The following is a 12925-nucleotide window of genomic DNA, read 5'->3' as shown; positions in this document are numbered from 1 at the left end:
CCGCCCCGAAACCATAGGTTGCGGGGCGGCTGAGCTTGTCAAAAAACCGCGTTTTTCCGTTAAACTGTGTTGGTCTGCGCGGGTCACGGACGAGAAAAAGTTTCCATGCGGGATCTTTCCCCCTCTCGAAAAACAAAAGCTGAGGTACACGCTCTCAGCTTTTGTGCATTTTCGGTGCAAATGGTGTTTCATACGCGCTGCCGCGCGTATTCGGAATACGCGTCGGCACGATACCTCGTTTCGGTAAGTGGTCAGCCCTCTGTGATCGGAAAAACGGCTGTCCGGCTGTTTGCGCCCTTTTGCCGGAACCTTTTCCCTTTCCGACCGTCTAACACAGTAAAGGAGGGATTTATGATGAAAAAGCGTATCTTCACCGCGATGCTTGTTCTGCTGCTCGGCACGGCTGCCGGCTGCGGCGGTCAAACGGCCGCCTCTGCCCTGCCGGAAAACATGCCGGATGATTTCGCCATCCGCTATGCCAACTGGATCGATCCCGCCGCACCCAATGTATATGATACCGGCGCCGGACTGGTGCAAAAGGATCTGGCTGACCCGCAAGGACAACCCACCGCGCAGGCCGCTCTCACCGTGACCGACCAAACCCGGCAGGCGATCTACGACAAGCTGCGCGCCTGCGCACTCGACCGCCTGACCGATGCACCGCTCCACGCCGCCGATACAGGTATGAGCCCGCTGACCGAATATGAGATCACCTTCACGGCGGGCGGGCAGTCCTACACCGTTACCGGTGACAGCACCGCCCAAATCCGCGCGGAAAACGACCCCGATGCTGCAGCGTTCTGCGATTTTGTGCAGTATATGGACACGCTGTACCGGGACAGCCCGGCTTATCAGTCCCTGCCTCCGGCCGTGGGCGGCTATGACTAAGCGGCGGCAAAACAAAAGAGGATGTGCTATGCACATCCTCTTTCATTCGCTTGTAAAAGCTGAACTTACTTCAGCTCAACCTTCGCGCCGGCAGCTTCCAGCTTCTCCTTGATCTCGTTAGCCTCAGCCTCCGGAGCAGCCTCCTTGATGGTCTGCGGAGCAGAATCAACCTTCTCCTTCGCTTCCTTCAGGCCCAGGCCGGTGATCTCGCGAACAACCTTGATAACATTGATCTTGGAAGAACCAGCGTCAACCAGAACAACGTCGAAGTCGCTCTTCGCATCAGCAGCGGCAGCGCCGTCCGCAGCGCCGGCACCGGCACCTGCAACAGCTACGGGCGTAGCGGATACGCCGAATTCCTCTTCCAGAGCCTTTACCAGCTCAGAGAGCTCCATAACCTTGAGCTCTTTTACAGCATCCATAATCTCCTGAACAGTCATGGGATAAACCTCCATTATAAGTTATTTTTGAAATTAAAAATTTTGAATTATTCCGCAGCGGGAGCTTCCTCTGCGGCGGGAGCGGCAGCGGCAACCAGATCGGCTACCCTCATCTCCTCGTTGCCCTCAGCCTTCTTAACGATGGCATCGCAGGCAATAGCAAGCTGCATAATAGGATAGTTGAAGCTGTACAGCACCTGTGCAACCAGAACTTCCTTGCTCGGCATATTGGCCAGCTTCTTGACCTCGTCCGCGTCGATGACCTTGCCTTCCAGGTAACCGGCCTTGATCACAAAATTCTCGTGGGTCTTGGCAAACGCGCCCAGGATCTTGGCGGGAGCGATCACGTCGTCCGATGTGGAGATCGCCAGAGCGGAAGTACCGTTCAGGTGCTCGTCCAGACCTTCAAAGCCCAGCTCCTTGGCAGCAAAGCGGATCAGGGTGTTCTTGATAACCATGTACTCAACGCCTGCTTCACGCAGTTCGCGGCGGAGCTTGGTATCATCCTCTACGTTGATGCCCTTGTAATCGACCAGCACACCGGCCGGAGAATTCTTGATCTTCTCTACCAGAGAAGCGACAAGAGCCTTCTTTTCTTCCAGAACCTTTGCATTCGGCATCTTTTTCACCTCCTAAAAAATAAAAGTACCCTCCCGGTGCAAAGACACAGGGAGGGTACACAGAAAACCTTATCAGCGATCGGAAGCGATCGTTATAGCCGTTTCGTGTTGACCTCGGCGGGCGGCGGAAATGCCTTTCAAGCCATGCGGCTGCCAGCTGTCTTTGACCAAGCTCTTATATTATATGCGCTGCACCCGGTTTTGTCAAGCTTTATTTTGCATAATCTCTTCTTTTTTGGTTTTGTGCTGCCAAGCGCCCGCAGCGGGCTTTTTCTTGCATATTTGCACGCCCTGCGCTATCATAATAAGGTATTGAAAACACGATAGGAAAGGAAGGATTTCCATGCATACCAATCATATCCCCGCCCGTGCGGACGTTCCCGCGCAGGATCAATGGTCGATCTGCGACCTGTTCCCCTCGGATGACGCATGGCGCAGCGCACTGGCGCAGGCGCGTGAATTCATTCCGCGCATCACTGCCTGCCGCGGCCGGCTGGGCGAAAGCGGCGATGCCCTGCTTGCCTTTTTCCGTTTGAATGACGAGGTCAGCCTTGCCTTTGATGCGCTCGTGCACTATGCCCAGCGCAAAAGCGACGAGGACACCCGTGCCGCCGCCTATCAGGAAATGGTCAGTCAGGTAACACGCCTTGCCGTTGAGCTGCAGTCCGCCGCGGCCTTTGAAACCCCCGAGCTGCTCGCCATTCCGGATGAGGTACTCGCGCGCTTTTATCAGCAAACACCTGCGCTTGCAGGCTACCGCCTGTGCATCGACCGCGTGCGCCGCCGCCGCGACCACGTGCTTTCAGATAAGGAAGAGGCGCTGCTGGCTGCCGCCGGGGAAATGGCCGCCGCACCGGATGAGATCTATTCCATGCTGAACGATGCCGACCTCACCTTCCCGGATGCGGTGGACGGAGACGGTGTACCGCATCCGGTGACGCACGGTACCTTTATCCCGCTGATGCAGTCCTACGACCGCGTGCTGCGCCGTGCCGCGTTCGATTCGCTTTATACGGTATACGGTAAGTTCCGCAATACCGCGGCGGCTACCCTGTCCGCACAGATGAAGCAGCTGCTGTTTTTTGCCAATGCCCGCCGCTATCCTTCCACGCTGGACGCTGCGCTGGACGGCACCGAAGTACCGCCTGCGATCTACCACAACCTGATCGACGCGGTGCACCGCTCGTTCGCGCCGATGTACCGCTACGTTGCGCTGCGCAAAAAGCTGCTCGGTGTGGACGAGCTGCATATGTACGATCTGTATGTGCCGGTTGTCGGAGGGGTGGAAATGCGGTTTACCTTTGCAGAAGCCAAGGAGATCGCCTGCAAGGCGCTTGCCCCGCTGGGCGAGGAATACCTTGCCATCCTGCGCGAGGGGTTTGAAAACGGCTGGATCGATGTATACGAAAATCAGGGCAAGCGTTCGGGCGCCTACTCCGCCGGTGCGCGGGTGCACCCCTATGTGCTGCTCAACTTCAAGGGCACACTGGACGATGTGTTCACGCTGGTGCACGAAATGGGCCACGCGATCCACTCCTACCTGTCCAACAAAACGCAGCCGACCGCTTATCAGGACTATGTGATCTTTGTGGCAGAAGTCGCCTCCACCTGCAACGAAGCGCTGCTGATGGAATACCTGCTCTCGGTGACCGAGGATAAAACCCAACGTGCCTACCTCATCAATCATTTTCTGGAGCAGTTCCGCGGCACGCTGTACCGCCAAACCATGTTCGCGGAATTTGAGCTGGAGGTCAACCGCATGACCCAGCGCGGCGAGGGCACGACCGCAGAGGCCCTCTGTGCCCTGTACAAACGGCTGAACGAACAGTATTTTGGCCCGGATATGGTCATCGATGAGCAGATCGCGCTTGAATGGGCGCGTATCCCGCATTTCTATTACGATTATTACGTTTACCAGTACGCCACCGGCTATGCCGCTGCGATCGCCCTGTCGCGCCGCATCCTGCGCGAAGGCGCACCCGCTGTGCAGGATTATCTCGGCTTCCTGTCGGGCGGCTGCTCGGCCGACCCGATCACGCTGCTGCGCGGCGCCGGGGTGGATATGGCGGCCCCACAGCCGATCGAGGACGCCACCCGGCTGTTCGACGAGCTGCTCGGCGATATGGAAGCGCTGCTGATATAAGCTGTTTCCTGCCAACCGGCAGTCATGCGTGCTGCCGTGCGTATTACTGACACCCATCGCCACAATACTTTTTTCAACAGCCTCTGCCGCCCCGCATACCGCGGGGCGGCTTTTGTGTCCGCAAAATGTGTTTTTGAAAATCGAACAAATTTTCGATAATTTTCTTGCAAATGATTCGGCATCCTGTTATAATGAACCTAATCAAACTGATGTGCAGGAGGCTACTATGGCTACCAAAAAACAGCTGGAAACGGTCGCGCCCGCGGCCGATAAAAAGAAGGCGCTCGCCGCCGCCCTCGGCCAGATCGAGCGGCAGTTTGGCAAAGGCTCGGTCATGTGTCTGGGAGAGAACGCCGGTATGCAGGTGGACCATATCCCCACCGGCTCGATCGGGCTGGATCTGGCGCTCGGCATCGGCGGTCTGCCGCGCGGCCGTATCGTCGAGATCTACGGGCCGGAATCCTCGGGTAAAACCACAGTAGCACTGCACTGCGTGGCAGAAGCGCAAAAGCTCGGCGGCACCGCCGCATTTATCGATGCGGAGCACGCGCTCGATCCTGTCTATGCGCGGGCGCTGGGCGTCAACATTGATGAATTGCTGGTTTCCCAGCCGGATACCGGTGAACAGGGATTGGATATTGCGGAAGCGCTGGTTCGTTCGGGCGCAATCGATATCGTTGTCATCGACTCGGTTGCGGCGCTTACCCCCCGTGCCGAAATCGAAGGCGAAATGGGTGATTCCTTCGTCGGCCTGCACGCCCGCATGATGAGCCAGGCCATGCGCAAGCTCGCCGGTTCAATCGCCAAAAGCCAGTGCGTTGCCATTTTCATCAACCAGCTGCGCGAAAAGGTCGGCGTCATCTACGGCAGCCCGGAGGTCACGACCGGCGGCCGCGCCCTCAAATTCTACGCTTCGGTGCGCATCGATGTGCGCCGCATGGAGCACCTGAAAAACGGTACTGAGATGATTGGCAGCCACACGCGCTGCAAGGTGGTCAAAAACAAGGTCGCACCTCCGTTTAAGGAAGCCGAGTTCGACATCATGTACGGCGAAGGTATCTCCCGCACGAGCGAGCTGGTCGATCTGGGCGTGAAATACGGCATTGTCACCAAGTCCGGCGCGTGGTTCTCCATGGGGGATATCCGGCTGGGTCAGGGCCGCGATGCTGCCAAGCAGTATTTTAAGGATCATCCCGATCAGGCTGACGCCGTGCAGCAGCAGATCATGGAAAAGGTCGAAGAAGAGCGCCGCAAGGCGCACCAGTCGGCTGCGGCCAAACCGGCAGCCGAGCCTGCGCCTGCCCCGTCCGCACCCAAGGCCAGCTCGGCCAAGGCTGTGTCGATCGACGCGGATGATTTTGACGACCTCGACGACGAATGAGTACGCAGCGCAGCCGCGCGGTGCTTGATGCCGCCGCCAAGCAGCTTTCCTACCGGGCGCTCAGTGCAAATAAGCTGTATGAAAAGCTGACCGAAAAGGGATTTTCCGAACAGGAAGCCGCCTATGCAGTCGCGTGGATGACCGAGCACCGGCTGCTGGATGATACCGCTTATGCAGCAGGCATTGTCCGTTCCTGCACCCGCAAGGGCTACGGCGCGCCGCGCATCCGGCAGGAGCTGACGCGCCGCGGTATCGAACGGGAAATTGCCGATGCCGTCCTGCAGGACTTTTCTCCCGCCCCCGGCGTACTGCACGCCCTGCTCGAAAAACGTCTGCACGGCGACGTATCCGACCGGCGGCAGGTCGAAAAAGCGGTGGCCGCTTTGCAGCGGCGCGGCTTTGGCTGGAACGAGATCCGTCAGGCACTGGCGGACTACGGCGACAGCCTGCCGGAAGACGAAATATCCCCATAGCAGAAAATCCACCGTATGCGTGTGCATACGGTGGATTTTTAAGACTGTCGAAAAACTTGCGTTTTTCCGACAATACGTGTTTGGACAATGCCAAACACGGACGAGAAAAAGTTCCTGTATAGAAACTTTTTCTCTCTCAAAGTATAAAAGCTGAGGTACACGTCCCCAGCTTTTATGCATTTGCGCTGCAAATGCTGTTTGATGCGCGCTGCCACGCGTATTGTGGTCATCCACACCGGAAAAAGACTTTTTCGCTTCACATTCCGCATCTTCGCTACGATGCGCTGCTCCAGTAACCGAATACAATGCGCGGCACACCGGCCAGATCTTCGGTAATGCCGATCCCGGCAAACCCGTGTTCGTCCATGATTGCCGCGACCTGCGTGGCCTGCTGCCAGCCACACTCAAACAGCAGCACACCGCCCGGCACCAGCAGTCCGCTCCACCGCTGGCAGATCGCACGGTAAAAATCCAGTCCATCCGCCCCGCCGTACAGTGCCTCATGCGGCTCGTAGCTGTATACGCTGCGGTCCAGCTCGTGCATTTCCGTGCGGGTCACATAAGGCGGATTGGAAACCATGATATCGAATTGCCCCATGCTGTTCGGCGGCGCCTCCAGCACATTCGCATACACCGCCACCAGACGGTTCTGCACCCCCAGCCGGCGTGCATTTTCCCGGGTGATGCGCAGCGCACCCTCCGAATTGTCGATGGCAGCCACGCGGGCATCCCCGACCGTGTGCGCCGCTGCAATGCCGATGCAGCCCGAACCGCAGCACAGATCCAGAATACGCGGCGAAACCTTCTGCCGCGCCCGCTCGATCACGAGTTCACACAGACGCTCGGTATCCGCGCGTGGGATGAGCACCGAACGATCCACCCGAAAGGTCAGGCCGTAAAAATCCCACTCCCCCAGAATATAGGCCAGCGGTTCGCCGTCCAGACAGCGGTCGCACAGCAGGTGGGCATAATCCACCGTTGCATCGTCCAGATAGATGTGCCCCCACTCCGCCGTGCGGTCCTTGTCCACCCGGCAGGCACAGGCGGTCAGCTCCCGTGCGGAAAGCGACGGCTGCGGATCGTCTGCCTCCTTAAAGCGATGGTATAACTGCATGTACACATCATTGATCGTCTTGGTCAAGGATTGACCCACCCCTCTTTCTGTTCTGCACCCCCCCCTTGGGCGCACCACGATATCAAATCGCAGCAGCCGGAAGACATCCCCCCGGTTTTCGGATACAGGTGGATGGACACCCCCTGTACGGTTTACCAGTTGTCCGACCCATCCTCCGGAATGACCGCCTTCATGCCGGTGATCGCCACTTCGATCATCGCGTCATCCGGCTCAAACACCGTCAAGTGCTGGATCATCAGGCCGGGCCAGCGCAGAACACGTGAAATCAGACTGTCCGACCGGCCGGCATAACGGTTGAACTCATAGCTGATACCAACCACCAGCGGCAGCAGCAGCAGATGCGCCAGCATCCGCAAAAACGGATTGACCACATGGACAAAGGAAAAAACGATCGAGGAAACGATCGTCGCCACGATGATAAGCACAAACATAAAGCTTGTGCCGCAGCGGGGATGATACTTTTGCTGCCGGCGGACGTTTTCCACCGTCAGTTCCTCCCCTGCTTCGTAGCAGAAAATGGTTTTATGCTCCGCCCCGTGGTATTCAAAGGTGCGGTGAATGTCCTTCATGTGCGACACCGACCACATGAACAGCAGAAACAGCGGAATGCGCACCGCACCCTCTGCAATGTTGCGCGCCGGCATGCCCCAGCTTTCCGGCACGAACCCGCTGAGAAAGCTTGGCAGCAGCATAAACAGGCCGACCGGCATCGCGATCCCGAGCACGGTGGACAGGCCGAGGATCATTCGGTTCAGCCGCTCGGAACCGAATTTGTTTTCCAGCCACGTTTCGAATTTGGAAGGCGGCACATCCGCCTCTTCGTCCTCAAAGAACGAAGCCGAGTAATTGATGGCCTGAATGCCCTCCTTCATAGCGGTAAACAGATTATATGCCCCGCGCAGCACCGGCACCTTCCACAGGGCAGAGGGCTGGTGTGTAGCCTCTTCCTTCACGACCAGCTCGCCGTTTGCCCGGCGCACAACCGTGCAGGTCTTTTTCGGTCCTTTCATCACGATCCCTTCAATGATGGCTTGACCGCCGATCGTGGTTTTCTTTTGCGTTGTCATTGCTTTTCTCCTTCGGGTTCCGGGCTGTACGCAGATTCCGGCACTTTGGGAATCGCCCCGGTAATGCCGAGCGCTTCCTCCGCCTCGGCGGCGGGCAGCGTGATCGTAACCGTAGTACCGGCGCCCTGTGTCGAGGCGATCTCCAGCGTACCGCTGTGCAGGGATACGATTTCCTCGGTTACGGCAAGGCCGATGCCGCTGCCGCGCTGCTTGGATGAGCCCTTATAAAACTTTTCCTTCACAAAGGGCAGCTCCGCTTCCGGAATGCCCTGTCCGTAGTCACGCACCGCGGCAACGATCTTCCCGCCGTCCCGGCGCAGGGTGATATCGATTTTTTTGCCGTCCGCCCCGTATTTGGCGGCATTGTCCAGAATATTCAGGAACACCTGCTTCATGCGGTGACGGTCGCCGTTGATATAGTAGTTTGCTTCCACATCCTCATCATAACTCAGATGGATGCCGCTTTTGCGCAGCAGGTTTTCATACATGTATACCGCTTCATACAGCTCGATCGACAGGTCGAACAGCTCGACCTCAAGCTTCATGCGGCCGGATTCGATGCGGGCAAAGTCCAGCAGCTCCTCGACCATGCGGGTCAGACGGCCCGCCTCCTTCTGGATAATGGTCAGTCCCTGCATAACCTCCTCCGGGTCCTCGCCGCCGCCCGCGAGCAGCGTTTCGCTCCACCCGCCGATGGCGGTGAGCGGGGTGCGCAGCTCGTGCGAAACCGAGGAGATAAAGTCGTTCTTCATGCGCTCGGCACGGCTGATCTCATCCGACATATAATTGATCGTATCGCACAGCTCGCCGATCTCGTCGTCATAGGTTTTTTGCAGCCGCACGCCATACCGGCCCGCGGCAATTTCCTTGGCAGTCGTGTTGACCTTGAGGATGGGATCCACGATCGACTTGATAAAATAGCTGTTGGATGCAACGACCAGCATCAAAAAGATCAGGCACGCCAAAATCGCAATGCCGATGATGATCCAGATCTGCCGCTCAACCACGCGCAGCGAAGTGATGAACCGCACGCCGCCGATCATATCCCCGCGGGAGGAAAGCAGCGGTACGGTCACGCTCATCACACGCTCATCCGAGGTCGGGTCCCGTCCGGTAAATACCTGCGTGGTCTGTGTCGAGAGCGATTTGGACACATCCTCGGTCGATGCCATGCTGCCGCTCGTCAGCCCGGAAGTGGACAGCAAAATGCGGCCGCTGCTGTTGACAAACTGCTGCTCCATTTTGTCCTGCTCCTGAAAGGTCGCAATCGCGGCCTCGGCCTGCGTATAGAACTGGTCGTAAGATTCGGTGAAATACTTACGGAAGGTATCGGCTACTGTTGTTGCGCGGGAAACCAGATTATTCCGCACGTTGGCATAAAAATATCCCGAGATCCCCACCGATACCAAAATGACGACCGCCGCCAGAATGACCAGCACAAAGGAAAGCGAGTTCATCATCCAGCGGCCTCTAATGCCGCCCGGCGAATGCAGCACCTTGGGCGGCATGGGCTGCGGCGGCGCCTCGGGCTTTTTGATGTGTTTGCGATTATTCATTGTCATAAGAAAGACCTTTCGTTGGCGCCGTCCCGCATCCGGGCGGCGGAGATGCCCGCTTTACAGGCGGGCGAAAGTGCGGAAAGGATGTGCAGCCGCCAAACCATGCTCCCCTTCAAGGGGAGGCAGTCATCTGGTGGTGCCGACGGCATCAGCGGCAACGCGCACGCGCGGGCTTGTTCGCTCCACTTCGTTCCGCTCAGAATGACAAATAAATGATCATCCTGAGGAGCGCAGCGACGAAGGATCTCGCGCGTGCGCGTTTTTTGACCGCACCTGCCCCTTTTCAGGGAAAGGAAGGGGATCTTACCCCTCCCACATATACCCATAGCCGCGCACCGTAACGATATGCGTCGGCTCCGCCGGGTCATCTTCGATTTTGATACGCAGGCGGCGGATGTTGACATCGACGATTTTCAGCTCGCCCACATAGTGATGGCCCCACACCATCTCAAGCAGCTCATCGCGCGACAGCGCCTTGCCGATGTTCTCCATAAACGCCTTCAAAAGACCGTATTCGATCTGCGTCAGCTCGATCTTGATGCCGTTTTTCAGCACTTCACGCGCGCGCAGGTTGAGCTTGAACGGGCCGGACTTGATGACGTCCTCTTCCGCAAAAGGCGAACCGGATACGCGGCGGTACAGCGCATCCACACGCGCGGCCAGCTCGATAACGGAAAACGGCTTGGTCACATAATCATCCGCGCCGTTCATCAGACCGGTCACCTTGTCGGCTTCCTGCGTGCGGGCAGTCAGCATGATCACACCGGCCTGATAGCCCGCAGCTCGCATCGCACGGCAGACCTCATATCCATCGATGCCGGGCAGCATCACGTCAAGCACCGCCACTGCGATGTCCTGATTGACGTGGTATTTCTCAAGCGCCTGCTCTCCGGTTTCCGCCTCGATCACCTCATAGCCGCTGCGCTTCAGGTTGAGCACCAGAAAGGAGCGGATATTCTCCTCATCTTCCAGCACCAGAATTTTCCGTTTCATTTACAGCTTCCTCCTTTTATTTGCACGCCCGGCCGCGCCCTGCGCCCCCGGCGTCTGCCGTTTTTACTCATTCCAATCCTGCTTCACCAAAGAGAAGCGCTTGCGCACATCCTCGGGCGTAACCGCCAGCGTGCTGTTCCGTGCTTCCTCGGCAAACTTGGCAAAGTAAACTGCCTGTGCGGTCTGCCCAAGCTGAACCAGATCGGTCCGCCCGGCATAATATTCGCGCGCCGCACCGGTGGCACAGTACACAATAAACAGCGGAACGCGCTGCGTGCCGCCCAGATATTCCGAAAACGTCACCAAGCTAAGGCCGGTATCATTGGATTTGACCGCCGTGATACGGTCACGCCAGGCGGGGTCGATCGTCAGGCTCCACCCGTCCGAAATATTCTGATAAGTCGTCATCACCCGTTCCGGGATCTGATCGACGCCGTAGGCATACCAATCGAGCATAAACACCGCGTCAGAGGCCGCCGCGTCCGTATATCCTGCCATCAGCACAGCACGGGGCAGCTCGGTCATGCCATCGCCATTGACATCTGCCGCGTAAACTGATACCGGGCGGTAGGTGCTGCGCGTGATGGCATTTTCGCCGTCCAACGCCAGATTGATCAGCAGATCATCTGCATAAACAAAGATATCGGTCGTTAGTCCAACGCCGCTGGCCATCTTTTCCTCAGCAAACACCGCTGTATGGTTATCCAACACACGGCCGGTCTGCATCCGCTCAACCGAAACGGTTTCCGGGCTGGTGCCGGTCTCGCCGGCCAGTGTCAGCGCACCGCTGTGATACTGATACAGCCGCGCCACGCGCCTGCCTGCGGGATCCGTGGTCAGCAGCAGCAAATCGCGCGCGCCGTCCCCGGTCATATCGGCCAGTTCCATGGCGGAGTATTCGGTTTCCAGCAGCACACTGGGCACGCAGTCCTTATTAAAATCACACACGGTCAGTGCGCCGGTGCCGTCGCCGCCCAGCCGCCAGCTAAGCACCATACCGCGGCGGCCGTCCGGCGTGATCACCGGATAATCGACTGACTCGATCGCCATTGCCTGCCCTTCTACCGAACCGGTGCAGACATAGCGCTCCTCCTGCTTGCGGTAAACGTAAACGCTGAAATTGCTGCTGGTTGCCGCAGAGGAGCCGCGGAAAAACGTAATGGCTTCCTCCACGCCGTCACCGTCCAGATCGACCAGCTGGATCGAGGAGCGGTTTTCACCCTCGGCCGGTGCGGTATAGGACACGCCCGAAGCGAGCAGCTCTTCCAGCTCGGCTTGCAGGGTGCGGTAGTTGGTGGAGGGTTTGGGCGCAGCGAGCAGATCGTCGCCCGAGGGGAACGTGCAGCCGCCCAGCAGCAGCAGGGACAGCAGCGCGGGAATAATGCGGAACGATTTCATGGATCTCTCCCACTTATCATACGGAAAATATTTATACAGTTTAAGTATAGCACAATCCCACCCCCTTGGGTACTGGCATTTACAGAAATTTTACGCTTTCCGGCAGTCTTTTCTGCGCCGTGCGCAGACAGTCCTCCGCCCTTCTTTCCCATCCGGGGGAATTGACAAAATCCCCCCGAACAGGTATACTGGTAACGCATGTGTGCAGTGTGTTGCTGCGCCGTGTGCCGCTCTTTATCCAAAGCCACGGCAAAGAATATGATCGGCGGGTATGGCGGAATTGGCAGACGTGCAGGATTTAGGTTCCTGTGCCGCAAGGCGTGTGGGTTCGACCCCCACTACCCGTACCACACCGGAGCAAGCATTGTATCGCTTGCTCCGGTTTTTCGTTTGTGGAAAAACTTGCGTTTCGAGCGTTTTCTCAATCGCATACGCGCTGCGGCACGAAAACTTTTTCTTTCTCAAAATATAAAAAGTCAGGCGCATTGATATGATCCTCCTAAAGTAGACCATGGAAAAAACCAAAATCTACTTTAGGAGGATTTTTTATGGGCAAAATAAAATTCACTCCAGAGAAGAAAATAGAAATCATAGAAGCGTATAAGTCGGGTAAGGTTGCCTATTCTCAATTACAAGATGTTTATGGAATGAATCGTGACGAGATATATAGATGGATATCCAAGTACGAAGCGAACGGTATTGAAGCCTTTGTAAGTGGAAACAGAAGGTATTCCAAGGAATTTAAGATTCATTGCATTGAAGAGTATCTTAGCGGAATTGGCAGTGTGGATGATATCGTAGCCAAATACAATATTTCAAACAGAGGGG

General features: G+C 57.2%; 12 protein-coding genes and 1 tRNA gene. 6 read left to right on the top strand and 7 right to left on the bottom strand.

The window, feature by feature from the left end:
* Positions 1-351: 351 nt before the first annotated feature.
* On the top strand, positions 352-888 hold the full coding sequence (locus T363_RS0101350; protein ID WP_154658722.1) for a hypothetical protein: 537 nt from the start codon (positions 352-354) through the stop codon (positions 886-888).
* Positions 889-953: 65 nt separating this feature from the next.
* Here T363_RS0101350 and rplL read toward each other — a convergent pair whose 3' ends face one another.
* Positions 954-1328 carry a 50S ribosomal protein L7/L12 gene (rplL, locus tag T363_RS0101345; RefSeq protein ID WP_031472502.1) on the bottom strand — a complete coding sequence of 125 codons (375 nt, stop codon included), beginning with the start codon at positions 1326-1328 and terminating at the stop codon, positions 954-956.
* 47 nt (positions 1329-1375) lie between these two features.
* Entirely contained in the window at positions 1376-1948 is a 573-nt protein-coding gene (gene rplJ, locus T363_RS0101340; RefSeq protein WP_031472500.1) for a 50S ribosomal protein L10, read from the bottom strand.
* A gap of 343 nt (positions 1949-2291) precedes the next feature.
* On the opposite strand from rplJ, the gene pepF reads away from it, so the two are divergent.
* The 3 genes from pepF (at position 2292) to T363_RS0101320 (ending at position 5945) form a co-directional block, all read left to right on the top strand.
* Complete coding sequence (gene pepF / locus T363_RS0101330; RefSeq protein WP_031472498.1) at positions 2292-4091, top strand: oligoendopeptidase F; 1800 nt, start codon at positions 2292-2294, stop codon at positions 4089-4091.
* Between the two features lie 226 nt (positions 4092-4317).
* Positions 4318-5472 carry a recombinase RecA gene (gene recA, locus T363_RS0101325; protein WP_051643014.1) on the top strand — a complete coding sequence of 385 codons (1155 nt, stop codon included), beginning with the start codon at positions 4318-4320 and terminating at the stop codon, positions 5470-5472.
* On the top strand, positions 5469-5945 hold the full coding sequence (locus tag T363_RS0101320) for a regulatory protein RecX (RefSeq protein WP_031472494.1): 477 nt from the start codon (positions 5469-5471) through the stop codon (positions 5943-5945). Before recA ends, T363_RS0101320 begins: the two co-directional genes overlap by 4 nt.
* A 274-nt stretch (positions 5946-6219) precedes the next feature.
* Here the strand turns inward: T363_RS0101320 and prmC are convergent, their stop codons facing one another.
* From prmC to T363_RS0101295, 5 genes are all read right to left on the bottom strand, one after another.
* Positions 6220-7086 (bottom strand): peptide chain release factor N(5)-glutamine methyltransferase, encoded by an 867-nt coding sequence (prmC, locus tag T363_RS0101315; protein ID WP_051643013.1) that lies wholly within the window; start codon positions 7084-7086, stop codon positions 6220-6222.
* Positions 7087-7211: 125 nt separating this feature from the next.
* Positions 7212-8147, bottom strand: a complete 936-nt coding sequence (locus T363_RS0101310) for a DUF1385 domain-containing protein (protein ID WP_031472490.1) — start codon at positions 8145-8147, stop codon at positions 7212-7214.
* Positions 8144-9709, bottom strand: coding sequence for a sensor histidine kinase (locus T363_RS0101305; RefSeq protein WP_051643012.1), 1566 nt, complete (start codon positions 9707-9709; stop codon positions 8144-8146). The genes T363_RS0101310 and T363_RS0101305 overlap by 4 nt, the downstream gene beginning before the upstream one ends.
* Before the next feature lie 300 nt (positions 9710-10009).
* Entirely contained in the window at positions 10010-10699 is a 690-nt protein-coding gene (locus tag T363_RS0101300) for a response regulator transcription factor (RefSeq protein WP_031472486.1), read from the bottom strand.
* Positions 10700-10762: 63 nt separating this feature from the next.
* Positions 10763-12097, bottom strand: a complete 1335-nt coding sequence (locus T363_RS0101295) for a hypothetical protein (protein ID WP_031472484.1) — start codon at positions 12095-12097, stop codon at positions 10763-10765.
* 265 nt (positions 12098-12362) lie between these two features.
* Between T363_RS0101295 and T363_RS0101290 the strand changes: the two genes are divergently transcribed.
* A tRNA-Leu gene (locus T363_RS0101290) sits at positions 12363-12447 on the top strand.
* Positions 12448-12645: 198 nt separating this feature from the next.
* On the top strand, positions 12646-12925 hold a 280-nt coding region (locus tag T363_RS0101285; RefSeq protein ID WP_031472482.1), incomplete at its 3' end, for a helix-turn-helix domain-containing protein.

This window comes from Agathobaculum desmolans ATCC 43058, assembly GCF_000701665.1.
In the GTDB taxonomy this organism is placed as follows: Bacteria; Bacillota; Clostridia; order Oscillospirales; family Butyricicoccaceae; genus Agathobaculum; species Agathobaculum desmolans.
This window is presented reverse-complemented; position numbering and strand designations above follow the sequence as displayed.